Raw genomic sequence first — 24,732 nt, forward strand, 5'->3', positions numbered from 1 at the left:
GCTCAGAGCTTGCGGTAGGTGCGGGCCTCCTCGGCCGCCTCCAATACGTCGGCCAGCGGCACGCCCGCGCCCGCCGCCACCGCCGCGGCGATCGCCCCCTCCACGAACGGCACGTCCGCCACCACCACCCGGCCGTCCTCCTCCAGCAGGCGGGCGGTCAGCACCGAGCTGCCCAGGTCGGGGATGAGCACCACCCCGTCGCCCTGGTCGACGCTGCGCAGCGCCGCCTCGATGAGGTCCAGGCTCGTGCCCAGCCCGCCGTCCTCGGTGCCCCCGGCGGCCGCCACGGGCGCGTCGGCACCGGCGATCCCGCGGGCCAGCGCCGCCGCCTCCGCGGCCAGCCCCGCGCTGTGCGAGACGAGCACCAGCCCCACCATCACCCGGCCCCATCGACCGGTCCGCGGCGGATCACGCGATCACCGAAGCCGCCCACCGCGCCACCACCGAGGCCAGGACGGCTCATCACGCCACCACCGTCGCCAGCGCCGCCATGAACAGGGCCGCCGACGCCGCCCCCGGGTCCTCGTGCCCGATGCTGCGCTCGCCCAGGTAGCTGGCCCGCCCCTTGCGCGCCCGCATCGGGATCGTGGCCTTCGCCCCCTCCTCGGCCGCTTCGGCCGCCCGCTCGAACGCCTCCTTCACCCCGATCCCGTCACGTACGGCCAGGGCGAGCGCCCTGGAGGCCGGGACAAGCGCGTCCACCATGGTCTTGTCGCCCAGCGCGGCCTTGCCCAGCCGTTCGAGCGCCACCACCCCGGCCTCGAACGCCGCCGAGAACCCGGCCAGCGTCACCGGCGACTCCAGCGACTTGCCCATCTGCCGGAACACGGACCCGTACAGCGGCCCGGAGGCGCCCCCGACGCGGCGGATCAGCGTCGCGCCCGCCGCGGCCAGCACCTCGCCGGGAGTCCCCGGCGGCGACTCGGCCAGCGCCTTGCGGACCTCGGTGAGGCCGCGGTCGAGGTTGGTGCCGTGGTCGGCGTCGCCGATCGCCGCGTCCAGCTGGGTCAGCCGGTCGCGGTCACGGTGGACCAGCCTGGCCGCCTCCTCGAACCAGGCCACGAACACGTCGGTGTCCATCAGCGCCCCCAGCGCAGCCCCGGCGTCTCGACCGGCGCGTCCCACAGGCGCGTGAGCACGTCGTCGAGCAGGCAGATCGACACGGAGAAGCCCTGCATGTCGAGGCTGGTCACGTAGTTGCCGACGAGCGAGCGCGACACCCGGGCGCCCTTGCCCCGGACGAACGCCGCGACCTCCGCGAACACCACGTACAGCTCCATGAGCGGGGTGCCGCCCATGCCGTTGACCATGACCAGCAGGTCGCCGCGGAGCGGCAGGTCGCCGTGGATGGCCTCCATGGCGATCGCGGCCAGCTCGCGCGCCGACACCATCGGCACGCGGGCCCGTCCCGGCTCGCCGTGGATGCCGATGCCCAGCTCCACGTCCGTCTCCGGCAGGTCGAACGTGGGCTTGCCGGCGTGCGGCGTCGTACAGGACGTCAAGGCGATGCCGAACGACCTGCTGCGCTCGTCCACCTCGCCCGCCACCGCGGCGAGCTGGGCCAGCGGCGCCCCCTGCTCGGCCAGCGCGCCCGCCAGCTTCTCCACGAACACCGTGGCCCCGGTGCCGCGCCGGCCCGCCGTGTAGAGGGAGTCCTGTACGGCCACGTCGTCGTCGACCAGCACGCTGGCCACCTCGACGTCCTCGATCAGCTCGGCGGCCATCTCGAAGTTCAGCACGTCGCCGGTGTAGTTCTTGACGATGTGCAGGACCCCGGCGCCGCCGTCGACCGCCCTGGTGGCGTCGATGATCTGGTCGGGGACCGGTGAGGTGAAGACCTCGCCGGGGCAGGCCGCGTCGAGCATGCCGTACCCGACGAAACCGGCGTGCAGCGGCTCATGCCCCGAGCCGCCGCCCGAGACCAGGCCGACCTTGCCCGGCCGCGGCCCCTCGGCCCGGTAGACCACGCGGTCGCGCACCCGCAGCGAGGGATGGGCCGCGGCCATGCCGTTCAGCGCGTCATCGACGACGGAGTCGGCCGTGTTGATGAGCTTCTTCATGGTGAGAAGATCTGCCCATTTTCACGAGGGCGCAAGCGTCGTAGCGTGGGCGGGATGGAGGTCGTCTACAACCCCTACGACCCGGCGGTCAACGACGATCCGTACCCCGTCTACGCGCGGCTCCGCCGGGAAGCGCCGCTCTATCACAACGCCGAGCACGGCTTCTGGGCACTGTCGCGGCACGCCGACGTGTCCGCCGCGCTCGGCGACAGCGCCCTGCTGTCCAGCGACCACGGCCCCGTGCTCGATCCGGCCGCGTGGGGGCCGCAGGCGCGGACGTACCTGTCGTTCGTGGCCATGGACCCGCCGGACCACACCCGCATGCGGGCCATCGTCTCGCGGGCCTTCACCCCGCGCCGGGTGGCCGCCCTCGAACCCATGATCAGGCAGATCGCGCGGGGCTACATCGAGGAGGGCGTCGAGCGCGGGACGTTCGACTTCGCCCGCGACTTCGCGGCCAAGCTGCCGCTCGACGTGATCTCCGAGCTGGTGGGCGTGCCGCCGTCCGACCGGGCGGACGTCCGCCGCAGGTCCGACATCCTCGTGAGATATGACCCTCAGGGCAAGATGGCGGACACGGGGCTCAAGAGCATCCTGTCCCTCGGCGACTACTACGCCTCGATCGTCGCCGACCGCCGGGCCACACCCCGCGACGACCTCGTCTCGGCGCTCGTCGCCGACGGCGGGCTGAGCCCCGAGGAGATCGTGGCGTTCCTGTTCCTGCTGATCGGGGCGGGCTCGGAGACCACCACCCACCTGCTGAGCGCCGCCTGGTACTGGGCGTGGCGCCACCCCGGCCAGCGCGCCGCCGCCTTCGGCGGGGCGATCACGCCGTGGGTGGAGGAGTCGCTGCGGTACGACACCCCCGCGCACGGCATCGCCCGCCGCCTCACCGGGGCCGCCGAGTGGCACGGCGTGCGGGTGCCCGCCGACGCCAAGGTGTTGATCCTGATCGGCTCCGCCAACAGGGACGAGTCGGTCTTCCCCGATCCCGACGCCTATGACCTGGGCCGCGACACCTCCAGGTCCATCAGTTTCGGCGTGGGCCGCCACTACTGCCTCGGCGGTCCGCTCGCCCGGCTGGAGGCCCGGGTGGCGCTGGAGGAGCTCACCAAGGCCGTCTCCCCTTCGTACGAGATCGACCCGGACGGCGTCCGGCGCACCACGCACGGCAACGTGCGCGGGATGGTCCGGCTCCCGACTACCGTGGCACCCGCCTGAGTAGGCTACCTTCTGCTCATGGCTGAGATCGTGTACCCGCCGGTGATCGCCGCCGCGCGGACCCTGTTTCGCGTGCTCGACGTCCGGTTCCACATGGAGGGTACGGAGCACGTGCCGCGGACCGGGGGAGCGGTGCTGGTGAGCAACCACATCAGTTACCTCGACTTCATCTTCGCGGGGTTCGCCGCGCTGCCCTCGCGGCGGCTGGTGCGATTCATGGCCAAGCAGGACGTTTTCGACCACCGCATCTCGGGGCCGCTGATGCGCGGCATGCACCACATCCCGGTGGACCGGGGGGCGGGCGCGGGCTCGTACGCCACGGCCCTGCGCATGCTGAAGGCCGGCGAGGTCGTCGGGGTCTTCGCGGAGGCGACGATCAGCCGGTCGTTCACCGTCAAGGAGATCAAGAACGGCGCCATCCGCATGGCCCAGGCCACCAACACGCCCGTCATCCCCGTCGCGCTGTGGGGCAGCCAGCGCTTCTGGACCAAGGGCCGGCCCCGCAAGCTCACGCAACGGCACGTCCCGCTGACCATCGTGGTGGGGGAGCCGATGCACCCCAAGCGCGGCGAGAACGTCAACGACCACACCGCCGACCTGCACAAGCGGCTGTCGGAGCTGGTGGACCAGGCGCAGCGCACGTACCCGGAGGTGCCGCCGGGGGTGTGGTGGCAGCCGGCCCACCTGGGCGGCACGGCCCCGACGCCGGAGGAGGCGGAGGCCATGGACGCCGCCGAGGCCGAGGCCCGCGCCAAGAAGGAGTAAGCCCGCCCTCGGGAGGGCCTGCCGGGCCGCGTCGCGCGGATCAGCGGGCCACCATCCCACCACCCCTTCATCCCATCGTCCCCGGATGGCGCGAGCGCGGGGCTCAGCGGGGGATCGAAGCACCGAGCATCTGCTCGAACGGCGGACGCTGCGGCAGAGCGGATCCCGCACCCCGCAAGCAGCGCTCTACTCGGGGCGGCCGGTGTCGCCCAGGGAGACGAGGAGTTTGCGGAGGAGGCCGGCCAGGGTGTCGCGGTCGGCGGGGGTGAGGCCGGACAGGAGGCGGGCCTCGTTGGCCGCGTGGCGTTCCAGGATGTCGTTGGCCACCCGCCGCCCCTCGTCCGTCAGCGCCACCAGCGTCATGCGGCGGTTGTCGGGCGCCGGCCAGCGGTCGACCAGCCCCCGCTCCACCAGGTGGTCCATGCGGTTGGTGAGGGCGCCAGGACTGACCATGGCCGCGGCCGACAGGTCCTTCATGCACATGGAGTCGGCTTCGTTCCTGAGCAGCGTGGCCAGCATGTCGAACTCCCACGCCTCCAGCCCGTGCTCGGCCAGGAACTCCTTGACCCCCCGCTCCAGGAGCCGCGAGGCCCGCGACACCCGGCCGATCACGCCCATCGGGGACACGTCCACGTCGGGCCGGGTGCGTGCCCACTGGCCGAGGATCGCGTCGACTGCATCTCCCATGCCGGCAATCGTACGACATTGAAATGTTCGATGTCGTCGGTTATGGTCCTACGTGGAAATGTTCAATGTCGAAGTTTTTGAGGTGGGACAATGAAGGTGCTGGTGCTGGGCGCGACGGGGTACATCGGCGGTGTCCTGGTGGAGCGGCTGGTCGCGCAGGGGCATGAGGTGGCGGCGTACGTACGGCCCGCGGCGGATGGTGCGCGGCGGATGCCGGGGGTGGCCGACGTGCGGTACGGGGATCTGGCGGACGCCGCCGCGCTGGAGAAGGTGATCAGCGCGGACCTCGACGCGATCGTGCACGCCGGCCAGCTGACCGGCGACCAGGAGACCGACCTGGCCACGCTCGGCGTGCTCGCCGGATCGTCCAAGAAGGTCGTCTATGTCAGCGGCGTCTGGGTGCTCGGCGAGACCGACGGGGCGGACGAGGACACCCCGGCCGACCCCATCCCTCTGGTGGCGTACCGGGACAAGGTGGAGCGGGTGGTGATCGACGGCGGCGGCTCCGTGGTGCGTCCCGGCGTCGTCCACGGGCGCGGCGCGGGCATCCCGGCGCTGCTGAAGGCCCAGGCCGCGCGGCGCGGGACCGGCGTGTACGTCACCGCGGGCGGCACGGCGCCGACGTGGACCTTCGTACACGTGGACGACGTGGCCGAGCTGATCGTGGCCGCCCTGGAGAAGGGGGAGGCGGCCGTCTACCACGCCATCAGCGAGGAGGCGGTGCCCGTCACCGCCGTGGCCGAGGCGGCGGCCAGGTCGGCGGGCGTCAAGGAGACGGCCAAGCCTTGGCCGCTCGATGAGGCCGCGCAGGAGCTCGGGGAGGGCTTCGCCCAGGCCCTGGCGCTCAGCCAGCGCGTCAGCGCGACCCGTACCCGCGAAAGGCTGGGCTGGCGGCCCTCCCGCCCCGGCATCGTCGCCGATCTCGTCGAGGGTTCCTACGCCTGACGCGCCAGCCCGGCCGGAAGGGTGACGGCGGGCGGCGCCTTGGGAGCGAGGGCCGGCCGAAAGGGCCGTCGCGGACCGCGAGCTCCCACTGGCGGTCGACGTCCTGCGCGGGTTCACGCTGTGCGAGATCCTGCTCGCCGACATCCAGCTGATGGCGACAGCGCCGTCATGACGCGGCCCATGGGCGACCGGGACCCCTGGTTCGGGCTCCCGATCTTCTCCCTGCTGTTCGGCATCGGGTTCGCGCTGCTGGACTCCGCGGCGAACCGCGTCCCCCGCCCGCGGCTCGTCCTGCTGCGCCGGCTGCTGGGCCGCGGGAGTCATCCTCGCCGCCCAGTGGCTCTTCGCCACGCTCTGGCTGCGCCGCCACCGCCAGGGACCGTCGAGTGGCTCTGGCGCCGGGTCACCTGGGCCCGCGATCCCCTCGAGGGCGGTCGTGACGGCGACCGCCCAGCGGTCCCTAGCCCGCGATGAGGGCGTTGGCCTCCGTGATGAGCTTCTGCGCGGCCTCGTCAGGCGTCATCCGGTCGAACAGGACCTCGTTCGTGTACCGGGTGAGGACGGCCTCGATGGCGCTGGCGCGCTTCGGCGGCGCGGCGGGCGAGTCCGCGAGCTCGCCCTTGATCTCCTCGAGGAAGGCCAGCGTCTTCTTGTCGGTCTCCGGAAGCTTGTCCCTGACCGCCGCCAGCACCTTGGAGCTGGCCGGCAGGCCGCGGTCGCTGAGGATGATCGCGCCCGCCTCCGGATCGTTGACCATGAAGTCGATGAACTTGGCCGCCGCGGCCTGGTGCGGGGACTTCGCCGCGGCGGTGTAGAACATCGCGGGCTGCAGGAACATGCCGCCCGCGGCGGCGCCCTGTGCCTTCGGCATCCGCAGCAGGTCCACTTCCTTGCCGCCTGCGGCCTTGTTGATCGAGCCGAGCTGGTTGCTCCACCACATGCCCATGGCGCCGTTGCGGGTGGCGAACAGCGACCGGTCCTCGCCCTGGGTCCCGAGCTCGATGCTCTTGGCGGCGTCAGGGGAACCCTTGGTCCTGATCAGCTTCTGGTGGATCGCCCACCACGCCTTCAGCGTCTCGGGCGAGACGCCGATCTTGTTGCCGTTGTAGAGGGACTCGCCCCGCTGTGCGGCGAAGATCTGCAGGAACGCCGGGTTGAAAGACTGCTGCGTGCCGTAGACCTTGCCTCCGCTGCCTGCGGTGATCTTGGCCGCCAGGTCGACGTACTGGTCCCAGGTCCACGTGGTGTCGTCGGGCAGCCTCTGCCCCGCGTCCTTGACCGCCTTCGGGTCCACGACCAGGGACCAGGCGTTGACGCCGGTGGGGATGGCGAACTGCTTGCCGTCGATGGCGCCGGTGGCCAGCACCTTGCCGTCGATGTCGGCGGTGTCGACCGCGCTGGACAGGTCGGCGAGCGTGCCGCGTTCGGCATATTCCCGCAGGCCGCGGATCTCGAGGGTGATGACGTCGGGCGTCTGGTCGCTCGCGACCCTCGTGGCCAGCGTGTCGTAGTAGGTGCCGAAGCCGGAGAACTCTTCCTCGATGTCGATGTCCGGGTTCTTCGCCTCGAACCTCTTGATCGCCTCTTGCGTCATTTTCTGCCGCGCGTCACTGCCCCAGTAGGAGAAACGTAACGTGATCGCACCGTCGGCGCCTTCGCTGCCACAGGCCCCGGTGATCATCAGCACGGCGGTGGCCAGCAACGCCGCCGTCCACGTCTTCTTGCCTGGGCCCACGGCTCTACCTCCTGGGGGGTCGGGGGTGCAGGACCTGCTTCGGTCCTGGGGCGGTCACTCCACGGGTCGGTCGCTTCCGTCCGGTGCAGGAAGAAGTCGAAGCCCGAGCGCGCTGATCGGCATGGCGAGCACCGGAGCCCACGACGACCCTCCACCGGAGTCAGAAATCGCAAGGCTACCGGGGGCCGCGAAGCGGCCGGAAGTTTTTGGTGTGAACGAAGTGGCTCAGAAGGTCGCTGTGCCCCGATGGACGCCGCCCGCCCATGCGAAAGGGTGCCACCCCAGCGAGTGACACCCTCATCGACCAGTGGAAATCTGGTCGGGACGACAGGATTTGAACCTGCGACCCCTTGACCCCCAGTCAAGTGCGCTACCAAGCTGCGCTACGTCCCGGTCGTGTCGGCCGCTCCCTGCGGAGCGGGACGTCATAACCTTAGCGCACATCGGAGGTGCACGCGTACACGGAGAGCTGGGGCGGAGGTGGCCGAGTGGGGCGGAAACCGACCATCGATCGGCGGGAGCTGGCCAGGTTGGTGGCCGAGGGGATGAACGTGCAGGACCTGGCCGCCCACTTCGGGGTCAGCGAGTCCGGGGTGCTGCAGGCCAAGCGGGCCGCCGGGCTGGCCAAGCCGATGCTCGACCACAGCCGGGCCGTACCATGGAAGCTGGCTCGCGAGCACTCCCAGTCCGGGCCCGCCACCAACCTGCGTAATCTGTCGGCGGCCGCGCAGGGGAAGCCGCCCGCGGCCGAGCGGCTGAACACGGCTCTGCGGTGGGCTCAGCGCCTCGTCGACGCGGGGCTCGACGTGCGGTACGACGCGGCCGAAGGGTTCAGCGAGATCCCCGCCGCACCAACGGGCTCACATGTCGCAGCCGTGCTGGCGGCGGCCAGGCAGGCACTGGAAGCCCGCTGAGGCGGTGAGTTTCGACCCACCTGTCGAGGGCAGTCGCTGGTCTCAAGACAGAGACCGGAGGCGAACAACATGACCACCTTGATCTGGGTGGCCGTCGTCGCGGTCGTGGTGGTGGCGCTCGTGGCAGTGGGTTATCTCGTGCTGCAGCAGAGGCGCCGCGACCATCTCCGCGAACGTTTCGGCCCGGAGTACGAACGCATAGTCGCCGAGCACGACAACCGCCGCGACGCCGAGCAGGAGCTGCTCGACCGGGAGCGCCGGCATGCGGATCTCGACATCCATCCCCTGACGGAAGAGTCGCGCGACACGTACGCGAACCGGTGGACCGAGGTGCAGGAGCGCTTCGTCGACGCGCCCGGGTTTGCGGTGACCGAGGCCGATCAGCTGGTCACCGCGGTCATGGCGGAACGGGGTTACCCGACGGAGAACTACGAGGAGCGGCTGTCCACCCTGTCGGTGGGCCACGCGCAGACGCTCGACCACTACCGGACGGCCCACGAGATCAGCGGGCGGGCGGCCAGGAAGGAGGCCTCCACGGAGGACCTGCGGCAGGCCATGGTGCACTACCGCGCGCTGTTCGAGGAACTGCTGCAGGAGACCACACGAGGACGGTGAACGAGGACATGAGCACCCCCAGCACCCCGAGAAGCGGGAGCGAGGAGGAGCGCGACAGGCACCTCCGCGACGACACGCTCCTCGATGATTCCCCCGATGAACGCCCCGGCGAGCGCTTCGACGCCCGCACAGACGAGTACGCGGACGACCGCAGCTTCGACGGCGACGGCTCCCGCGGCGTCCACGACACGGCCGATGACCGTGTCCAGGGTGAGGTCGTCCCGGGCGACGTCCGTGTCGCGGGCGACGACGACCAGGAGCGGCACAGCCCGCGTGCCGGCGACGAGTACGCCGCTGCCGTGCCTGGCGCCGTGACGCCGCCCGCGGCCGAGTACGACGACGGCACGTACCGCGACCCCTATGCCAGGACCGGCGGGGACACGCCGGCCGGACCGGATACCGAGCCCAGCGAGGTCCCGGCGCACGCCGCCCCCGACGACGTCGTCCTGTTCGACCAGGACCCGGACCAGGTGCAGGCCCGCTGGCGCGACCTGCAGGCGTCGTTCGTCGACGACCCCGGCGAGGCCGTGCGGCGCGCCGACGGGCTGGTCGGCGAGGTCGTCGAGGCCCTCACCAGCAGCCTCACCACTCGCACGAACGGCCTGCGCGACCGCTGGAAGGACACCGAGGCCGCCGACACCGAGCAGATGCGCCTGGCGCTGCGCGACTACCGGAACGTCCTGGAACGCCTGCTCGCCCTCACCGGCCCCCAGAGCCCCCAGAGCTCCCAGAGCCCGCAGGCCCAGCTCCAGACCTGGGGAAAGAGGTGACCTGACATGCTCGCGGTAGTCGCAGCGATCATCTTCGGACTGGGGTTCCTGCTCGACCTGGTCGGCGCCCGGATCCCCGGCGGGTTCTCCGGCATGACGTTCGTCCTGCTGGGCCTGACGCTGCTGGCCCTGCACCAGGCGGGCGTCGGCACGGCCGGCATCCGTACCGGGTACAGCAACTGGCGTGGCCGGGCACGTAGGTAGGAACCGGCCGAGGGGCCACCGGCAAAGGGCCCCAGCCGGTAAGGCCCCGAAAACGGGAGGTCGCCGAGGACGGCGGCCTCCCGTCACTACTTCCCGGGGAAGCGCATGATGACGGTGCTGCCGCCGTTCCCGACCCGTACGGTCAGGTCCGACGACACCAGCCGGGCCACCCACAGCCCCATCCCGCCCACCGCGCCCGGTTTGGGCCCTGGCTTCCAGGAGCCCTCGTCGTGCACCTCCACGATCAGGTCGCCGCTCACCGTCCAGGTACGCATGGAGGCCCGGTCGGCCCCGTGAGTGACGGCGTTGGTGGCGACCTCGTTGACCGCGATGACGAAGTCCCCGATGGCGTCCTCGGGCATGCCGGCGTCGCGGGCCTCGCCCTCAGCGAACTGCCGGACCTGCGGCAGGTCCGGCAGTCGGAAGCGGAGCTCTTTCACGGGCGCGCCGGGCGGCGGGCTCGTGTAGCCCGACTGAGGCTCTCCGTCCTCGTTCACCCGGCGACCTTCTTCTCAGCCGACCAGCTCGGAGCGCAGCTGGTCGAGAACCTTGCGGAGGATACGTGAGACGTGCATCTGGGAGATCCCGAACTCGGCGGCGATCTCGGCCTGCGTCATGTTGCCGAAGAACCGTAGCAGCAGAATGTGCTTCTCGCGGGAGGGAAGAGCGTCGATGAGCGGCTTGACGGCCTCCCGGTCGACCATGGTGCTCAGCGTGTCGTCGTCCTCGGGGATGACGTCGCCGAGGGAGGCGGCGTCGTCGTCGGTGCCGAGCGGCGCGTCGAGCGACAGGGTGCTGTAGGCGGCGGAGGCGTCGAGGGTCAGCAGGACGTCCTCCTCGCTGATGTTCATCTTGGCGGCCAGCTCGGCCACGGTGGGGGACCGGCCGAGGTCCTGGCTGAGGTCGGCGACCAGGCGGTTGAGCTCCGAGCGGCGCTCCTGGTAGAGACGCGGCACCCGGATGGCCCAGGTGCGGTCGCGGAAGTGGCGCTTGACCTCGCCGGTCATCGTGACGACCGCGTAGCCCCGGAACGCGTGGCCGAGGGTCGGGTCGAAGCCGTTGACGGCTTTCATCAGGCCGACGTACGCGGCCTGGAGAAGATCCTCCAGGGGCTCGCCGCGGTAGCGGTAGCGCCGTGCGATCTCCATGGCGAGCGGCCGGTGCATCTCGACGATGCGCTCCCGCAGTCGCTCTCTGTGACTGTCGAGGGTGTCTTCCCGGACCATTTCGGCCAGAAGTTCTTCCGCGGTCATCTCCTCGAGGACGTATTCCTGTACAGCCATCGCTGCTCCTCATATGGGTCGCAGGCGGCCTCTCCAGCAAAAAAGCCCAGGCAGAGGCACGCCTCGCTCAACTCTCGAGACGAAAGCCCGCTGCTGGACTCCGCATCAAGTGTCCCCCGTTACGCGGGAAGTATTCCTCCCTCCTGTGGTGACAGTAGGGTTGCTCCGTGACAATGCCGGATAACGGCGAGGGGTCCATGGCGGCCCTGAGCCTGACGTCGTCGACGGTGGACGAGATCACCGTGATCAAGGTCGACGGGGTCCTCGACGCCACGACCCGCGAGCAGTTCGCCGACTACCTGTCCCTGGCAGGGCCGGACCTGATTCTTGACCTGGCCGGGGTCACGTTCATGGACTCTCGCGCGCTCGGGCTCATCGTCCACCACTGGCAGACGAGCCTGGCGTCGGGCGCCAGGTTCGCGCTCATCGGGGTCGAATACTCCAAGTCCAAGGTGATGTGGATCACCGGGCTGGCGCAGCGGCTGCCCCTCTACGACACGCTCGACGACGCGCTGGCGGCCATCGGCTGAGGACGGGGGTCAGACAGACAAGGGTCAGCGCTTCGACTTGCGTTGGTGCTCGTCGACCAGGAGCCTGGCGAGGTCGGCCACCTTGACCTGATGATGCTGGGAGATCTTGCGCAGCTCCTCGAACGCGGCTTCGGCGGTGCACCCGCTGGTCTGCATGATGATGCCCTTGGCCTGGTCGATCACCGACCGTCCGGCGAGGGCCTCCTGAAGCTGCGCGGCGTCGGTACGCACCTCCTCGAACTCCCACATGTTGGCCATCGCCACCCCGACCTGCTCGGTCAGCATGTCGGCCAGCGAGTGGGCGCCCTGCGGGGAGAACGCCCCGGGGCGTACCGAATAGAGGCCGACCAGCAGCAGGGCGGGCGAGACGTCGATGGGGACGACCAGCACGGAGCGCACGCCCCAGCGGCTGGCCAGCGCGTCGTAGCGGGGCCAGCGGGACTCGTTGAGCACGTCGGCCACGCCGGCGCGGGCGCCGCTCTGCCGGGCCTCGATGGACGGGCCCTCGCCGAGCGCGCGCTCGCCCTCGACGAGCATGATGAGCTCGCTGTGGGAGCCGGACACCAGCACCCGGTGGTCGCGCCAGTGCTCGGCCGAGGCTCCCGAGCAGCCCGGTACGCCGGCGGCCAGCGCCGTGGTGAGGCTGCGCAGCACGCGTTCGGTGGAGGTGTCCTCGCCCAGCCGGCCCAGTGCGGCGAGGTCGCGGGCGAGCCCGGGGGTGATCATCGTAGCTGATTTCATAGCAGGTAGCCCCTACCCGATATGGCCTCCGATATCCCCTGTGACGTAGCGTCAGAGGGTGACCATGCCGGATCTCGAACAAGCGCTGGACGCTCTGGCCGGTCGGGTCTCGTCTCTTCGTGAGGCGAGAACCGCCTATCCAGCCGACCTCGCGCCCACGCTCGACGCCGCCCTCGCCGAGCTCGACACCGCCGCCGAGCTGCTGGCCGAGGCCCGCGAGGCGCTGCAGAAGGCGCCCAAGCGGGCGGGCGGCAAGAAGGACGGCGCGCAGCGGGAGCTGAAGCTGCTGCGCCAGGTGTTCCGGGCCTTCCCGGTGCCGGTCATCGTGCTGGACAGCGGTGGCGTGGTCAGGAGGATCAACCCCGAGACCTCCCAGATGCTCGGCAGCCCCGACGGCTACCTCGTGGGCCGGTCGTTCCCGCTGCTGGTGGACGTCTCGCGGCGGGCGGCGTTCCGGTCGCACCTGACGGCGGTGCTCCAGACGGGCCAGCCGGCGGCGTTCGAGACGCGGCTGGCGCACCAGGGGCGCACGCACACCGTCCAGCTGGCGCTGACCAGGATGACCATGCCGGGCGAGCCGCAGCAGATGGTGGCGGCGGTGGCGCTGCCGACCGAGGTGCAGCTACCCGAGCCGGGCGCGGGGCGGCCCGAGCAGTCCGACGGGGCGCTGCTGCTGGCGGCGGCCAAGCGACAGGACCTGCTGGTCAAGATGGCCAATCTGCTCCTGGAGGAGGAGACGCTGCTGCGCCCGGTCGCGCTGCCGAGGGCGACGCGGCTGCTGGCCGCCGAGTGGGCCGACTGGGTGATCGCGGACATGGTGCGCGGCGGGGTGCCGCGCCGCTCGGTCGTCGTGGCGCCCAAGAACCATCCGCTGGGGGACCTGGTCCGCCAGGTGGAATCCGCTGATCCGGCGGGCAGCCAGGCCGTGATGGAGGTGCTGGAGCGTGGCTCCGGCGTGGTGCAGGAGATGCTGGACGACGACAGCCTGCTCGGGTTCTGCGCGGACGGGCCGCTGCTGACGGCGATGGGCGCGGGCTCGATGCTGTGCGTGCCGATCGGCTCCGGCGACGGCGTGCTCACGCTGGTGCGCGCGCACGACCGGCGCCCGTTCACGCTGGCCGACCTGGCCGTCATGCAGGAGGTGGGGCTGCAGCTCGGCCTGGCGGTACGGGCCCAGACCAGCTTCCAGAACCGTTCGCGGGCGGCGGACGCGCTGTCGGCCAGCGTCGCGCCCCGCACGCTGCCCAACGTGCCCGGCTACGAGGCGGCGGCCGTCTACCATCCCGGGGCTTCGGTGGGCGCCGAGTTCTACGACGTGTTCCCGGTCTCCTGCGGCTGGGGGTTCGCGCTGGGCGGCGCCGTCGGCAAGGGCGAGGAGGCCGCGTCGGTCAGCGCGATGGTACGCGGCGGCCTGCGGGTGCTCGGCGTCTGGGAGTCCGACCCCGACCTGGTGATCCGCAAGGTCAACGAGGCCCTGGTCGCGCAGGGCGCCGGCATGTTCGTGATGGCCGTGGCGGGCTTCGTGAAGGGGCGCGAGATCAGGCTGTCGTCGGCCGGGCACCATCCCGCCGCGCTGCTGCAGGCCGACGGCGGCGTGCGCTTCGCCGCGGGCGGCGGCGTGCCGCTGGGCCTCGCGCCGGAGGCGGAGACCAGCGTGGAGGGGCTGACGGTGGCCGTGGGCGAGACGCTGGTGCTGTATTCGGACGGCCTGATCTCCTCCAGGAACGAGCTGGGGGAGCCGTACGGCGAGGAGCGGCTGGCCGACGTGCTCGGCCGGTGCGCGGGGCAGTCGCCGTCGACCGTGGTCAAGGCGCTGGAGGCCGACCGGAACGCGTTCTCGGGCGGCCAGGTGTGGGACGAGATCGTGATCCTCGCGCTCAGGGGTGTCTGATTTTTGGGGGTTTGCGATTGGGTCAAAGTTGGGTATGGTCAAGAGCGTAGACATGTGCCTAAGACGCAGGCGCACCTTTCAGTCTTGCTTCGCTGAGGTGTGCCATGAATATCGCGATCGTCGCTTCCGCCGAGAACAACCGGCGTGACCGCATCCTTTCCGTCGCCCGTGAGCTCGGCCGCGAACACCACGTCACCGTCTACTCCCGTCGTGACAGCATTGAGGGCAAGCCCAAGACGCGGGTGGCCCCGGGGGTCACGGTGGAGCAGATCGACGTGGGTCCGGCTCAGGAGCTGTCGGCCGATGACGTCGTGCCGTACCTGAACGACGTCGGCGAGCACCTGATGCGGCGCTGGAGCCAGGACCGGCCCGACGTGATCCACGCGCATTCGTGGACCGGTGGGCTGGTCGCCGTGGCGGGCGCCAGCGGGCTGGGGGTGCCGGTCACGCAGACATTCCACACGGTTGACGCCACGCACAAGGAGCTGGAGCTGGCCCTCGGCCGCCGGGCCAACGCGGTCATCGCGGGCTCCGGGGACGAGGAGTCGGCGCTGATCCGGCTGGGCGTGCCGCGCAACCACATCGCCGTCGTCCCGTACGGCGTCGACACCGAGCGCTTCCAGCGCCGTGGCGCGGTGGCCACGAAGGGCCCGCGCAAGCGGCTCCTGCACGTGGGGCCGCTGACGGTGGATCGCGGCGCGGACACCATCGTGCGGGCGCTGCCCGGGCTCGGCGACGTCGAGCTGGTCATCGCGGGCGGGCCCGAGCCCGAGGACCTCGACACCGACCAGGACGCCCGCCGGCTGCGCGCGCTGGCCGAGCAGCTCGACGTCGCCGCGCAGGTGACGCTGCTGGGCCAGGTCAAGCGGTCCGCCGTGCCGAAGCTCATGCGCAGCGCGGACGCCGTGGTGTCGGTGCCGCGCGAGGCCGTGACGGGCATCGTGGCGCTGGAGGCGATGGCCTGCGGCGTACCGGTGATCGCCTCGGCCGTCGGCGCCCACCTGGACTCCGTCATCGACGGAGTCACCGGGCTGCTGGTGCCTCCGGACCGGCCGGCGCGCACCGCGCGGCTGGCCCGCGAACTGCTGTGGGACCCGACCCTGCGGACCGCGCTGGGCTACGCCGGCGCCGACCGGGCGCGCTCGCGCTACTCCTGGGAGCGGGTGAGCCAGGAACTGGTACGGGTGTACGAGGCGGCCTGCGCCTGAACCACCGAAGCCCCGGCAGGCGGCAACAGCCGCCTGCCGGCACCATGTGGTGGTCAGGATCCGCAGAGCCGGGCGGCCTTGAGCCCCAGGTGCACGGCCAGGCGGTCGTCGCCGTCCGAAAGATCCCGGTGGGTGAGCCGCTCGGCCTTGCCCAGCCGGTAGTAGAGCGTCTGGCGGTGGATGCCGAGCTCGGCGGCCGTCTTCTGGGCGTGGCCGCCGTGGTCGAGGTAGGCCTCCACGGTCTCGGCCAGCTCGCCGTCCAGGACCGCCGTCTCGGCCGCCAGCTCCCGCAGGTCCGCCTGGCCGAGCCTGGCCAGCAGGCGGTGCACGCCCAGGTCCTCCCAGCGGGCGACGGGCGCGTACCGGGGGAAGTGCTCGGCGACGCGCAGGGCGTGGCGGGCCTCGCGCCAGCTCAGCCAGGCGTCGGCCGGGTCCGCCCGGGGCGCGCCGATGCCGGCGGCGGTGCCGTACGCGCTCTGCAGGGTCTGCGCCACCTCGCCCGCGAGGTGGGCGGGGGCGAGCAGGGCGACGGGGGAGCCGGGGCGGGCCAGGACGCCGCGCGGCAGCGTCCAGAGGGCGGCCAGGCGCTCGGCCGACTCGCGTACGGCGATCGCCGTGACGGGGCCCGGCAGCTCGATGGCCGCGCCCGCCCGTTCGGAAGGGTCGGCCGAGAAGAGGGCGAGCAGGCCGCGGCCGAGGTCCTGGCGGCTCCTGGCCTCCTGGGCGAGGGCGGCGGCGGCCCTGGCCACCAGCGGCGCGACGGAGTCGAGCGCCGTGAGCGAGCCCGAGTCGAGCAGCCAGAGATAGCCGTAGGTGACCTCGCCGTGGCGCAGCGGCCAGCACACCCTGGCCAGGACCCCGAGCTCGGCGTCGGCGGGGATGCGGACCGGGCCGGGGGCCTTGGCGATGCCGTAGCGCTCGAAGTAGTCGCGCACCTCTCCGGTGGCGCGCCGGCGCAGGATCGACTCCTGGCGGACCGTGTCGATGTCGCCGTGCTGCGCCCCGTACGCCAGCAGCCGGAACGTGCGGTCCTCCAGCGTCGCGGACGCCCCCAGCCGGGCGGCGATCTCGTCGACGATCTCTTGCAGGTCTGCCGTGTTGTGCATTTGTATGACAGCCTGCCACATCGGCCGTTACGCACGTCGATGGCCCCCGCTGAGCTGCGTTTTTAGACTTGAAGCATGCTGGGTCAAGTGCTCCTCGCCGCGTCCGGGAGCGGCGTCGTACGTCGTGCCGTGTCGGCCTTCCCGCTCACCAGGAAGGTGGTCGATCGGTTCGTCGCTGGCGAGAGTGTCCAGGAGGCCCGCGACGCCATCGAGCGCCTGCGCGACATGAAACTCGCCGTCACCGTCGACCACCTCGGCGAGGAGACGCGCGACGCGCGGGCCGCCGAGGCCACCGCGAACGCCTACCTCACGCTGCTCGACGCCGTCAGGCCGCTCGACCTCGGCGTCCGGGGCGAGGTGTCGGTGAAGCTGTCGGCCGTGGGGCAGCGGCTCGACGACGCGATGGCGCTGGAGCACGCCCGCGGGATCTGCGCCGCGGCGGCGCGCAACGGCTCTACCGTCACGCTCGACATGGAGGATCACACGACCGTCGACTCGACGCTGACCATCCTGCGCAAGCTGCGCGAGGACTTCCCGTCGACCGGCGTGGCGATCCAGGCGTACCTGTTCCGCAGCGAGGCCGACTGCCGCGACCTGGCCGCCGAGGGCTCCCGGGTGCGCCTGGTCAAGGGCGCCTACCGCGAGCCCGCCTCCGTCGCCCACCAGGGCCGCGGCGCCGTGGACAAGGCGTACGTGCGATGCCTGCGGATCCTCATGGCGGGGAAGGGTTACCCCATGGTGGCGACGCACGACGATCGCATGATCGCGATCACGGAGGTGCTCGCCGACCGGTTCGGGCGGACGATCGGCGACCACGAGTTCCAGATGCTCTACGGAATCCGGACCGACCTGCAGGAGTCCCTGGCCGGGGCCGGCCACACGGTCCGCGTCTACGTCCCCTACGGCGACGACTGGTACGGCTACTTCATGCGCCGCCTCGCGGAGCGCCCCGCCAACGTCGCCTTCTTCCTTCGCGCCCTTGGGGGTAAGTAATGGATGCCATCAGCAACGTTCCCGTGCCGGCCAACGAGCGCGTCTACGGCTACGCGCCGGGCAGCGCCGAGCGGTCGGCGCTGGAGGACCGCATCAAGGAGCTGGCCGGGTCCTCGATCGACCTGACCATGACCATCGACGGCGAGCAGCGCCTCGGGGCGGGCGCCCCCATCGACGTGGTGCAACCGCACAACCACGCTGCCGTCCTGGGCCGTACCAACGACGCTACGGCCCGGGACGTGCAGGACGCCGTGGACGCGGCGCTGCGGGCGGCGCCGGCGTGGCGGGCGCTGTCGTTCGACGAGCGGGCGGCGATCTTCCTGAAGGCCGCCGACCTGCTGGCCGGGCCGTGGCGGGCCACGCTCAACGCGGCGACCGTGCTGGGCCAGTCGAAGTCGGCGCAGCAGGCGGAGATCGACTCGGCCTGCGAGCTGATCGACTTCCTGCGCTTCAACGTGGCCTACGCCCGCCAGCTCTACGCCGACCAGCCGATCTCGTCGCCCGGCGTGTGGAACCGGATGGAGTACCGGCCGCTCGAAGGCTTCGTGCTGGCGATCACGCCGTTCAACTTCACCGCCATCGCCGGAAATCTGCCGACTTCCGCGGCTTTGATGGGGAATGTCGTCGTCTGGAAGCCGTCGCCCACCCAGCAGTTCGCCGCGCACTTCACGATGCGGCTGCTGGAGGCGGCCGGGCTGCCGCCCGGCGTGATCAACATGGTCACCGGCAACGGCCAGGCCGTCTCCGAGGTGGCGCTCGCGCACCCGGCCCTGGCCGGGATCCACTTCACCGGTTCCACGGCGACGTTCCAGCACCTGTGGAGCACCGTCGGCCAGAACATCGCCTCCTACCACGGCTACCCGCGCCTCGTCGGCGAGACCGGCGGCAAGGACTTCGTGCTGGCCCACCCGTCCGCCGACCCGGCCGTGCTCTCGACCGCGCTGATCAGGGGCGCCTTCGAGTACCAGGGGCAGAAGTGCTCGGCGGCCTCGCGGGCGTACGTGCCGCGCTCGGTCTGGAACCGGATGCGCGACGACTTCGTGGCCACGGCCGAGTCGCTGACCGTGGGCGACGTGTCGGGCGACCTGTCGACGTTCATGGGCGGGGTCATCGACGCCCGGGCCTTCGCCAAGCACAAGGAGGCCATCGACCGCGCGCGGGCGGCCGCGAACATCGACGTCCTCACCGGCTCGTACGACGACAGCGTCGGCTACTTCGTCAAGCCGACCATCCTGGAGTCGGCCGACCCCACTGACGAGATCTTCGTCAAGGAGTACTTCGGGCCCATCCTGGGCGTGCACGTCTACGAGGACCGCGACTTCGACACGGTGCTCGACCAGATGGAGGGCATCGCCCCGTACGCGCTGACCGGCTCGATCATCGCCCAGGACCGCTACGCCATCGCGTCGGCCTCCGAGCGGCTGCGCTTCGCGGCGGGCAACTTCTACGTCAACGACAAGCCGACGGGCGCGGTCGTGGGCCAGCAGCCGTTCGGCGGCGCCCGCGCCTCGGGCACCAACGACAAGGCGGGCTCGATCTTCAACCTGATCCGCTGGGTGAACGCCCGCACGATCAAGGAGACGTTCGTCCCGCCCACCGACCACCGTTATCCGCACATGGGCTGATTTTTCAGCTCATCCGGCCCATGAGCCCCCCGGTCCTGCCCCGGGGGGCTCATGGCGTAATGTGCAATATTCGTGTCGTTGACGCCTTGACAGGCCCGCCACCAGCATGAAGGCATGCGGCGACGCGTTCTGATGATCGTCTTCCCCGGCTTCCAGCTGCTCGACCTGGCCGGGCCGTCCGACGTGTTCGCGACGGCGGCGCTGCTGGCGCCCGAGGACGGCTACCAGGTCGAGGTGGCGGCCGTGCGGGCCGGTCCCGTGCCCTCAGGGAACGGGATCGCCGTCACGGCCCGCGCCCTCGGCGAGGTCACCGGGCCCGTCGACACGCTGATGGTCGTGGGCGGGATGTCGGTCCCCGAGCAGCTGGGCGACCGGGAGCTCGTCGGGGCCGTCGCCCGGCTGGCCGCGGGCGCGCGGCGGGTCGCGTCCGTGTGCAACGGCGCGTTCCTGCTGGCCGAGGCCGGGCTGCTGGACCACCGGCGGGCCACCACGCACTGGCTGGCCGCCGGCGAGCTCGACGCCCGCTACGAGTGCGTCGAGGTGGACGCCGACCCCCTCTACATCGAGGACGGCAACGTCTGGACCTCCGCGGGCGTGCTGTCCGGCGTGGACCTCGCGCTCGCGCTGGTGGCCAGGGACCACGGCCACGCGCTTGCCCGCGACGTCGCCCGCGGCCTCGTGGTGTACCTGCACAGGCCGGGCGGGCAGAGCCAGTTCAGCACCCCGATGCGGGCCATGACGCCGCGCAGCGAGCCGCTCAGGGAGCTGCAGGCCTACATCGACGCGAACCCCGCCGCCGACCTGAGCGTGCCCGCCCTCGCCGGCCGGGTGGGGATGAGCGAGCGCCACTTCTCCCGCGTCTTCACCGCGCAGACCGGCCTGTCGCCCGGCCGGTACGTCGAACGCAGCCGCGCCGAGGCCGCCAGGCGGCTCCTGGAGCTCACCGCCCACCCGCTGGACCGGGTGGCCAGGGAGTCGGGGCTCGGCACGCCGGAGACCCTCTACCGCGTCTTCCGCCGCCACTGGCGGATCTCACCCGGCGACCACCGTCGCAGGTTCCGATCGAAGGAGAAGTAAACGATGCATGTGGCGATCCTGCTCTATCCCCGGTTCACCGCGCTCGACGCGGTCGGGCCGTACACGGTGCTGGCCTTCGCGCCCGGCTGGACGGTCACGTTCGTCGCGGCCGAGCCCGGGCCGGTCACCGACGACCAGGGCACGCTCACCCTCACCGCCACGGCCTCCTACGAGGACCTGCCGCACCCTGACGTGATCGTGGTCCCGGGCGGCCCGGGGACGTTCGACGCCATGTCCGACGAGGCGCTGCTGGGCTGGCTGCGGGGGGCCCACGAGCACAGCCGGTGGACGACCTCGGTGTGCAGCGGCTCGTTCATCCTGGCGGCCGCGGGGCTGCTGGAGGGGCTGAGGGCGACCAGCCACTGGGGGGTCCTCGACATGCTGCGGCAGTACGGGGCCGAGCCGGTGAGCGAGCGCGTCGTCTCCCAGGGGCGGATCGTGACCGCGGCGGGGGTGTCGGCGGGGATCGACATGGCGTTGACGCTGCTGGCCCAGGCCACCGACGAGACGACCGCGCAGTCGGTGCAGCTCGTGATCGAGTACGACCCGCACCCGCCGTTCGACGCCGGATCGCCCAAGACGGCGCCGGAGGGGTTGAGAGAGCTGGCCCTCAAGCTCATCGCCTGACCCCGCCCTCCCGGCCGCCCCCGCCCTCCCCGCCGGGGGCGGCCCTAAGGCGTGCCCTCTTCCGTCGGCCTCTGACCGGCCCCCACCGGCAGCACGTCGAAGTGGATGACCACGCGCCCCATCGACGGATCGCGGGAGTCCGGCGACTCGGTCTCCCTGCGGTCCGACAGCGCGCGATACCGCTCCAGCACCTCGAACACCTCGTCCCGCAGCGCCGCGCTCTCCTCGGGCGTGAGCCGCAGCGACCGCCGCCCGTAGCCGCTCGCGCGCACCCACTCCTCGGGCGCCCGCCCCTCCTCCTCGCGCCACCGGGCCAGCTCCGCGCCGCGCTGCCGCACCAGGTCGTCCAGCAGGAACTCCATCGCGCCGGCCGCCTCAGGATCGGAGGGCGGGTCCCCGTAGGAGAACCCGCCGGGCGTGATGCGCCAGTACTTCTCCTTGCCGCGCCCCATCCCCGGCACGACCTCGATCATGCCGTGCCCGGCCAGCTCCCTCAGGTGGTAGCTCGTGGCGCCGGTGTTCTGCCCGAGCAGGGCGGCGAGCTTGGTGGCCGTCGAGGGGCCGTGCTCGTCCAGCAACTCGTAGATCCGCAGCCGCAGCGGGTGGGCGAAGGACTTCAGGGCCTTCGCGTCGAGCGTGCGGGCGGAATAGCTCTTGCTCTGCATCGCTATGCAAGCCTATCTTTGCAAAGAAATCTATGCACACTTTTCCTTACACACTATCGGAGTGAGTCGTGGGACGTTCGTTCGGTTTTCTCTTGTCCTCCACCGCGCTGTCCAACCTGGCCGACGGCGTGCTGAAGGTCGGGGCGCCGCTGCTGGCCGTGTCGATGACCCGTTCGCCCACCCTGGTGTCGCTGGCGGGCGCGGCAGCGACGGTGCCGTGGCTGCTCCTGGCGCTGCACGCCGGGGCCCTCGCCGACCGGCTGGACCGCCGCCGCATCATGGTCGTGGCCAACCTCGCCCGGGCCGCGGTCCTGTCCCTCGCCGGGCTGGCGGCCCTGCTCGGCCTGCTCGACCTGTGGGTGCTGCTGGCGGCCGTGCTCGTGGCCGGGGTCGCCGAGGTCTTCGCCGACGTCTCGGCGCAGTCGATCCTGCCCATGACCGTGCCCGAGGCCCACCTGACCAGGGCGAACGGCCGCGTCTCCACCGCCCAGATGATCGGCAACGATTTCGTCGGGGCACCGCTGGCGGGCCTGCTCGTCGTGGCCCTCCCCGCCGTCGTCTTCGGCGCCCCGGCCCTCCTGTACGGCGCCGCCGGCCTGCTGTTGCTGGGCATGCGCGGCACGTACCGCATGGACACCCCCCGCACGCAGGGGCGGCGGCCGCTGCGGCGGGACATCGGTGAGGCGCTGCGGTACCTGTGGTCCCATCGGGTGCTGCGGAGCCTGGCCGTCACCGCCGGCCTGCTCAACCTCGCCAACGCCGCCTACTTCGCCGTCTTCGTGCTGTGGGCCGTCGGCGACGGGTCGCGGATCGGGCTGGAGCCGGGCGAGTACGGCCTGATGACGACCGCGTTCGCCGTCGGGGCGCTCCCGGGGTCCCTGCTGGCGGGGTGGGCCGCGGGGCGCTTCGGGGAGTTCCGCGCGCTCGTGTCGTGCTGGCTGGCGACCAGCCTCCTGCTCATCGTGCCGGTGGTCGTGCCCTCGCCGTGGACGCTCTACCCGACGGCGGTGCTGTGGGGCGTGGTGGGCGCGGCGGGCAACGTCCTGGTGATCTCGGCCCGGCAGCGGCTGATCCCGGCCGAATTGCTCGGGAGGGTCAATTCGGCATACCGCCTCGTCGGCATGGGTGGGATGCCGCTCGGGGCAGCTCTGGGAGGCGTTGTGGCCGAGTTTGCGGGGCTTGGTGCCGTCCTCGTGGGCGCCACTGGAGTATGTTTGGGGGGCGTCGGACTGGTGTGGCGCGCGTTGTCTGATCGAATTTCTAGGCCGTTGACCAGCGCACCCGCACTTTCCGACATGTCAGGATCACGTTAGGCACCCTACGGCCTGTGCTGAAGTGACATGATTATCCCCGAGCATGAGGGGATGGTATGCGGGAGATCGGCGGACGGTACCTCCTGAACGAGGAGGCCGGTCGTGGGGGTATGGGAGTCGTCTGGCGTGCGTTCGATCAGCTCCTCCACCGTACGGTGGCACTGAAGGAGCTGACCTTGGCCGGTGAGGCCGAGATGGTGCGCCGCCGGGTGCTGCGTGAGGCCAGGATGGCTGCCGGGCTGACGCACCCTAACATCGTCACGGTCCACGACCTGATCGAAGAGGGCGGCAAGCTCTGGATCGTGATGGAATACCTGGACGGGCTCTCGTTGCACCAGCTGCTCTCCCAGGTGGGCACCTTACCGGCCCAGTCGGTCGCCGCGATCGGGCAGCACCTGCTCGCCGCGCTGCGCACCGCCCACCAGGCCGGAGTGCTGCATCGCGACGTGAAGCCCGCCAACGTGATGCTGACCGGTGACCGGGTGGTGCTGACCGACTTCGGCATAGCGACCGCCGAGGGCGACATCCGGATGACCAGGTCGCGGCGGTTACGGGGCACGCCGGCGTTCATGGCGCCCGAGCGGCTGCACGGGGGGCCGGCCAGCAAGGAGGCCGACATGTGGTCCTTCGGCGCCACCCTCTACAGCGCCGTCGAGGGCCAGCCGCCCTACCCGGGCCAGGACGCGGCCACGGTGCTCGGCATGGCCCGCAGCGGCCCGTACCCACCGCCCCGGCGGGCCGGGGTGATGCGGCCGCTCATCGAGGGCCTGCTCCACCACGACCCGGTACGCCGCTACACGCCGGAGCAGACGGCGGGACTGCTGGCCGGCATGCGCGCCAGCTCGTTCCAGGCCGCCATCTGATCACCGCCGGGCGCCGGGTCGCTCTCCAGACGGGCGCCGTACTGCCTCCGCCGTCTCGGGAGCCACCACCTGGGCGCGCTCAGGCCGACCTGCACGACCATCCTCGCCCCGCCCCATGGGCGCCCCCGGCCCGAAGTGGCGAGAAGACGGCCACGGCCGCACCGAGGGCGGAGGCGATCCTGCCGGAGCCCGGGTTCGGAACAGGAGCACGTGAGCCGCAGCATGCCCGGCGCGGGCGGAGGCACTCACGGCCGCAGGCCGAACGGGGGAGCACCACGACGGATCGGGCCGCATGCCAGTGGCGGGGAGCGGAATCGTCCATGATCCGGCACCTCGGATGTGCGCTAAGGTTATGACGTCCCGCCCCGCAGAGGGCGGCTGACACGATCGGGACGTAGCGCAGCTTGGTAGCGCACTTGACTGGGGGTCAAGGGGTCGCAGGTTCAAATCCTGTCGTCCCGACCAGGTTCTCGCTGGTCGATGAGGGTGTCACTCAATGGGGTGACACCCTTTCGCATGGGTGAGTGACCGCCGGGCGAGACGAAGGCGAGCGGCGCGAGCGCTTGGTTTGGGTGTCGCCTCCTTCGCGCACCGAGCGCCACACGGCGGTCCGCGGTGGGATGTCCTTGTCCGGCTCGCCGACGAGATCGACCTCCTTCCAGGCGAGCGTCCGCAGTTCCGCCGCCGCGCCTCCTCCCGCCGGTCGGATTGAGTATGGGGTACTCAGGCGCACAGATCGTTGCCCGTTTACCTTCACAGAGCAGGTAACGCAGCGAGTGGCCCGTGGCCACCAACGAGACGTACAGCGCAATCGCCGACGTCACGCGGCTAGACCACGCATCCGGGACGAGGACCCCCGATGCACCAGCACCATCCGGTAACACGCCATGCCCT

General features: G+C 71.4%; 27 protein-coding genes and 2 tRNA genes. 18 read left to right on the forward strand and 11 right to left on the reverse strand.

Annotation, left to right across the window (positions count from 1 at the left end):
• Positions 1-2: 2 nt before the first annotated feature.
• The 3 genes from HD596_RS33160 to dhaK form a co-directional block, all read right to left on the reverse strand.
• Positions 3-377, reverse strand: a complete 375-nt coding sequence (locus HD596_RS33160) for a PTS-dependent dihydroxyacetone kinase phosphotransferase subunit DhaM (RefSeq protein ID WP_185073166.1) — start codon at positions 375-377, stop codon at positions 3-5.
• 85 nt (positions 378-462) lie between these two features.
• Positions 463-1,080: a dihydroxyacetone kinase subunit DhaL gene (dhaL, locus tag HD596_RS33165; protein ID WP_185073167.1), complete on the reverse strand. Its 618-nt coding sequence runs from the start codon at positions 1,078-1,080 to the stop codon at positions 463-465.
• Positions 1,080-2,060, reverse strand: a complete 981-nt coding sequence (gene dhaK / locus HD596_RS33170) for a dihydroxyacetone kinase subunit DhaK (protein WP_185073168.1) — start codon at positions 2,058-2,060, stop codon at positions 1,080-1,082. Before dhaK ends, dhaL begins: the two co-directional genes overlap by 1 nt.
• Before the next feature lie 54 nt (positions 2,061-2,114).
• Here dhaK and HD596_RS33175 point away from each other — a divergent pair, with 54 nt between their 5' ends.
• Together HD596_RS33175 and HD596_RS33180 are read left to right on the forward strand one after the other, a co-directional pair.
• On the forward strand, positions 2,115-3,281 hold the full coding sequence (locus HD596_RS33175; RefSeq protein ID WP_185073169.1) for a cytochrome P450: 1,167 nt from the start codon (positions 2,115-2,117) through the stop codon (positions 3,279-3,281).
• Positions 3,282-3,299: 18 nt separating this feature from the next.
• Complete coding sequence (locus HD596_RS33180; RefSeq protein ID WP_185073170.1) at positions 3,300-4,046, forward strand: lysophospholipid acyltransferase family protein; 747 nt, start codon at positions 3,300-3,302, stop codon at positions 4,044-4,046.
• A 186-nt stretch (positions 4,047-4,232) separates the two neighbouring features.
• Here the strand turns inward: HD596_RS33180 and HD596_RS33185 are convergent, their stop codons facing one another.
• Positions 4,233-4,733: a MarR family winged helix-turn-helix transcriptional regulator gene (locus HD596_RS33185; RefSeq protein WP_185073171.1), complete on the reverse strand. Its 501-nt coding sequence runs from the start codon at positions 4,731-4,733 to the stop codon at positions 4,233-4,235.
• Positions 4,734-4,823: 90 nt separating this feature from the next.
• On the opposite strand from HD596_RS33185, the gene HD596_RS33190 reads away from it, so the two are divergent.
• A complete protein-coding gene (locus tag HD596_RS33190; RefSeq protein WP_185073172.1) occupies positions 4,824-5,678 on the forward strand; it encodes an NAD-dependent epimerase/dehydratase family protein in 855 nt (284 codons plus the stop codon).
• Between the two features lie 168 nt (positions 5,679-5,846).
• Positions 5,847-6,152: a hypothetical protein gene (locus HD596_RS33195; RefSeq protein ID WP_185073173.1), complete on the forward strand. Its 306-nt coding sequence runs from the start codon at positions 5,847-5,849 to the stop codon at positions 6,150-6,152.
• Here the strand turns inward: HD596_RS33195 and HD596_RS33200 are convergent.
• On the reverse strand, positions 6,139-7,413 hold the full coding sequence (locus HD596_RS33200) for an ABC transporter substrate-binding protein (protein ID WP_185073174.1): 1,275 nt from the start codon (positions 7,411-7,413) through the stop codon (positions 6,139-6,141). The two genes, HD596_RS33195 and HD596_RS33200, sit on opposite strands and share 14 nt — an antisense overlap.
• A 316-nt stretch (positions 7,414-7,729) precedes the next feature.
• Positions 7,730-7,806 (reverse strand) — tRNA-Pro (locus tag HD596_RS33205).
• A gap of 95 nt (positions 7,807-7,901) precedes the next feature.
• On the opposite strand from HD596_RS33205, the gene HD596_RS33210 reads away from it, so the two are divergent.
• From HD596_RS33210 to HD596_RS33225, 4 genes are all read left to right on the forward strand, one after another.
• Positions 7,902-8,327, forward strand: coding sequence for a helix-turn-helix domain-containing protein (locus tag HD596_RS33210; RefSeq protein ID WP_185073175.1), 426 nt, complete (start codon positions 7,902-7,904; stop codon positions 8,325-8,327).
• Positions 8,328-8,396: 69 nt separating this feature from the next.
• Positions 8,397-8,942, forward strand: a complete 546-nt coding sequence (locus HD596_RS33215) for a hypothetical protein (protein WP_185073176.1) — start codon at positions 8,397-8,399, stop codon at positions 8,940-8,942.
• Positions 8,943-8,950: 8 nt separating this feature from the next.
• Positions 8,951-9,712 carry a hypothetical protein gene (locus HD596_RS33220; protein ID WP_185073177.1) on the forward strand — a complete coding sequence of 254 codons (762 nt, stop codon included), beginning with the start codon at positions 8,951-8,953 and terminating at the stop codon, positions 9,710-9,712.
• A 6-nt stretch (positions 9,713-9,718) separates the two neighbouring features.
• Complete coding sequence (locus HD596_RS33225; protein WP_185073178.1) at positions 9,719-9,916, forward strand: hypothetical protein; 198 nt, start codon at positions 9,719-9,721, stop codon at positions 9,914-9,916.
• 86 nt (positions 9,917-10,002) lie between these two features.
• Here HD596_RS33225 and HD596_RS33230 read toward each other — a convergent pair whose 3' ends face one another.
• Both HD596_RS33230 and HD596_RS33235 read right to left on the reverse strand, forming a co-directional pair.
• Complete coding sequence (locus HD596_RS33230; RefSeq protein ID WP_185073179.1) at positions 10,003-10,413, reverse strand: ATP-binding protein; 411 nt, start codon at positions 10,411-10,413, stop codon at positions 10,003-10,005.
• Positions 10,414-10,428: 15 nt separating this feature from the next.
• Complete coding sequence (locus HD596_RS33235) at positions 10,429-11,199, reverse strand: SigB/SigF/SigG family RNA polymerase sigma factor (protein WP_185073180.1); 771 nt, start codon at positions 11,197-11,199, stop codon at positions 10,429-10,431.
• Between the two features lie 173 nt (positions 11,200-11,372).
• Between HD596_RS33235 and HD596_RS33240 the strand changes: the two genes are divergently transcribed.
• Complete coding sequence (locus tag HD596_RS33240; protein ID WP_185078864.1) at positions 11,373-11,729, forward strand: STAS domain-containing protein; 357 nt, start codon at positions 11,373-11,375, stop codon at positions 11,727-11,729.
• Positions 11,730-11,753: 24 nt separating this feature from the next.
• Here the strand turns inward: HD596_RS33240 and HD596_RS33245 are convergent, their stop codons facing one another.
• Positions 11,754-12,470 (reverse strand): ANTAR domain-containing response regulator, encoded by a 717-nt coding sequence (locus HD596_RS33245; protein ID WP_185073181.1) that lies wholly within the window; start codon positions 12,468-12,470, stop codon positions 11,754-11,756.
• 64 nt (positions 12,471-12,534) lie between these two features.
• Between HD596_RS33245 and HD596_RS33250 the strand changes: the two genes are divergently transcribed.
• Together HD596_RS33250 and HD596_RS33255 are read left to right on the forward strand one after the other, a co-directional pair.
• Positions 12,535-14,361 carry a SpoIIE family protein phosphatase gene (locus tag HD596_RS33250; protein WP_185078865.1) on the forward strand — a complete coding sequence of 609 codons (1,827 nt, stop codon included), beginning with the start codon at positions 12,535-12,537 and terminating at the stop codon, positions 14,359-14,361.
• 104 nt (positions 14,362-14,465) lie between these two features.
• Positions 14,466-15,569, forward strand: coding sequence for a glycosyltransferase (locus tag HD596_RS33255; RefSeq protein WP_185073182.1), 1,104 nt, complete (start codon positions 14,466-14,468; stop codon positions 15,567-15,569).
• A gap of 53 nt (positions 15,570-15,622) precedes the next feature.
• Here the strand turns inward: HD596_RS33255 and HD596_RS33260 are convergent, their stop codons facing one another.
• Positions 15,623-16,675 carry a PucR family transcriptional regulator gene (locus HD596_RS33260; protein ID WP_185073183.1) on the reverse strand — a complete coding sequence of 351 codons (1,053 nt, stop codon included), beginning with the start codon at positions 16,673-16,675 and terminating at the stop codon, positions 15,623-15,625.
• 75 nt (positions 16,676-16,750) lie between these two features.
• Here HD596_RS33260 and HD596_RS33265 point away from each other — a divergent pair, with 75 nt between their 5' ends.
• The 4 genes from HD596_RS33265 (at position 16,751) to HD596_RS33280 (ending at position 20,997) form a co-directional block, all read left to right on the forward strand.
• Entirely contained in the window at positions 16,751-17,668 is a 918-nt protein-coding gene (locus HD596_RS33265) for a proline dehydrogenase family protein (RefSeq protein WP_185073184.1), read from the forward strand.
• Complete coding sequence (gene pruA, locus HD596_RS33270; protein WP_185073185.1) at positions 17,668-19,293, forward strand: L-glutamate gamma-semialdehyde dehydrogenase; 1,626 nt, start codon at positions 17,668-17,670, stop codon at positions 19,291-19,293. The genes HD596_RS33265 and pruA overlap by 1 nt, the downstream gene beginning before the upstream one ends.
• Before the next feature lie 114 nt (positions 19,294-19,407).
• The gene (locus HD596_RS33275; RefSeq protein WP_185073186.1) at positions 19,408-20,370 is read left to right on the forward strand and encodes a GlxA family transcriptional regulator; all 963 of its coding nucleotides are present in this window, start codon (positions 19,408-19,410) and stop codon (positions 20,368-20,370) included.
• A 3-nt stretch (positions 20,371-20,373) separates the two neighbouring features.
• On the forward strand, positions 20,374-20,997 hold the full coding sequence (locus HD596_RS33280; protein WP_185073187.1) for a DJ-1/PfpI family protein: 624 nt from the start codon (positions 20,374-20,376) through the stop codon (positions 20,995-20,997).
• A 44-nt stretch (positions 20,998-21,041) separates the two neighbouring features.
• Here the strand turns inward: HD596_RS33280 and HD596_RS33285 are convergent, their stop codons facing one another.
• On the reverse strand, positions 21,042-21,662 hold the full coding sequence (locus tag HD596_RS33285) for an ArsR/SmtB family transcription factor (RefSeq protein WP_185073188.1): 621 nt from the start codon (positions 21,660-21,662) through the stop codon (positions 21,042-21,044).
• A gap of 92 nt (positions 21,663-21,754) precedes the next feature.
• Here HD596_RS33285 and HD596_RS33290 point away from each other — a divergent pair, with 92 nt between their 5' ends.
• From HD596_RS33290 to HD596_RS33300, 3 genes are all read left to right on the forward strand, one after another.
• A complete protein-coding gene (locus HD596_RS33290; protein ID WP_246555022.1) occupies positions 21,755-22,975 on the forward strand; it encodes an MFS transporter in 1,221 nt (406 codons plus the stop codon).
• A 56-nt stretch (positions 22,976-23,031) separates the two neighbouring features.
• The gene (locus HD596_RS33295; RefSeq protein ID WP_185073189.1) at positions 23,032-23,838 is read left to right on the forward strand and encodes a serine/threonine-protein kinase; all 807 of its coding nucleotides are present in this window, start codon (positions 23,032-23,034) and stop codon (positions 23,836-23,838) included.
• A 388-nt stretch (positions 23,839-24,226) separates the two neighbouring features.
• Positions 24,227-24,303, forward strand: a tRNA-Pro gene (locus tag HD596_RS33300).
• Positions 24,304-24,732 lie beyond the last annotated feature (429 nt).

The organism is Nonomuraea jabiensis (assembly GCF_014204795.1).
GTDB classification, from domain to species: Bacteria; Actinomycetota; Actinomycetes; order Streptosporangiales; family Streptosporangiaceae; genus Nonomuraea; species Nonomuraea jabiensis.

Excerpts from the sequence above, each read along its gene's own strand:
- HD596_RS33250 (WP_185078865.1), top strand. The coding sequence starts at position 12,535 with ATGCCGGATCTCGAACAAGCGCTGGACGCTCTGGCCGGTCGGGTCTCG.
- HD596_RS33295 (WP_185073189.1), top strand. The coding sequence starts at position 23,032 with ATGCGGGAGATCGGCGGACGGTACCTCCTGAACGAGGAGGCCGGTCGT.
- dhaL (WP_185073167.1), bottom strand. The coding sequence starts at position 1,080 with ATGGACACCGACGTGTTCGTGGCCTGGTTCGAGGAGGCGGCCAGGCTG.
- HD596_RS33240 (WP_185078864.1), top strand. The coding sequence starts at position 11,373 with ATGCCGGATAACGGCGAGGGGTCCATGGCGGCCCTGAGCCTGACGTCG.
- HD596_RS33215 (WP_185073176.1), top strand. The coding sequence starts at position 8,397 with ATGACCACCTTGATCTGGGTGGCCGTCGTCGCGGTCGTGGTGGTGGCG.
- HD596_RS33190 (WP_185073172.1), top strand. The coding sequence starts at position 4,824 with ATGAAGGTGCTGGTGCTGGGCGCGACGGGGTACATCGGCGGTGTCCTG.
- HD596_RS33175 (WP_185073169.1), top strand. The coding sequence starts at position 2,115 with ATGGAGGTCGTCTACAACCCCTACGACCCGGCGGTCAACGACGATCCG.
- HD596_RS33160 (WP_185073166.1), bottom strand. The coding sequence starts at position 377 with ATGGTGGGGCTGGTGCTCGTCTCGCACAGCGCGGGGCTGGCCGCGGAG.
- HD596_RS33260 (WP_185073183.1), bottom strand. The coding sequence starts at position 16,675 with ATGCACAACACGGCAGACCTGCAAGAGATCGTCGACGAGATCGCCGCC.
- HD596_RS33180 (WP_185073170.1), top strand. The coding sequence starts at position 3,300 with ATGGCTGAGATCGTGTACCCGCCGGTGATCGCCGCCGCGCGGACCCTG.
- pruA (WP_185073185.1), top strand. The coding sequence starts at position 17,668 with ATGGATGCCATCAGCAACGTTCCCGTGCCGGCCAACGAGCGCGTCTAC.
- HD596_RS33195 (WP_185073173.1), top strand. The coding sequence starts at position 5,847 with ATGACGCGGCCCATGGGCGACCGGGACCCCTGGTTCGGGCTCCCGATC.
- HD596_RS33280 (WP_185073187.1), top strand. The coding sequence starts at position 20,374 with ATGCATGTGGCGATCCTGCTCTATCCCCGGTTCACCGCGCTCGACGCG.
- HD596_RS33255 (WP_185073182.1), top strand. The coding sequence starts at position 14,466 with ATGAATATCGCGATCGTCGCTTCCGCCGAGAACAACCGGCGTGACCGC.
- dhaK (WP_185073168.1), bottom strand. The coding sequence starts at position 2,060 with ATGAAGAAGCTCATCAACACGGCCGACTCCGTCGTCGATGACGCGCTG.
- HD596_RS33235 (WP_185073180.1), bottom strand. The coding sequence starts at position 11,199 with ATGGCTGTACAGGAATACGTCCTCGAGGAGATGACCGCGGAAGAACTT.
- HD596_RS33225 (WP_185073178.1), top strand. The coding sequence starts at position 9,719 with ATGCTCGCGGTAGTCGCAGCGATCATCTTCGGACTGGGGTTCCTGCTC.
- HD596_RS33275 (WP_185073186.1), top strand. The coding sequence starts at position 19,408 with ATGCGGCGACGCGTTCTGATGATCGTCTTCCCCGGCTTCCAGCTGCTC.
- HD596_RS33185 (WP_185073171.1), bottom strand. The coding sequence starts at position 4,733 with ATGGGAGATGCAGTCGACGCGATCCTCGGCCAGTGGGCACGCACCCGG.
- HD596_RS33265 (WP_185073184.1), top strand. The coding sequence starts at position 16,751 with ATGCTGGGTCAAGTGCTCCTCGCCGCGTCCGGGAGCGGCGTCGTACGT.
- HD596_RS33220 (WP_185073177.1), top strand. The coding sequence starts at position 8,951 with ATGAGCACCCCCAGCACCCCGAGAAGCGGGAGCGAGGAGGAGCGCGAC.
- HD596_RS33245 (WP_185073181.1), bottom strand. The coding sequence starts at position 12,470 with ATGAAATCAGCTACGATGATCACCCCCGGGCTCGCCCGCGACCTCGCC.
- HD596_RS33285 (WP_185073188.1), bottom strand. The coding sequence starts at position 21,662 with ATGCAGAGCAAGAGCTATTCCGCCCGCACGCTCGACGCGAAGGCCCTG.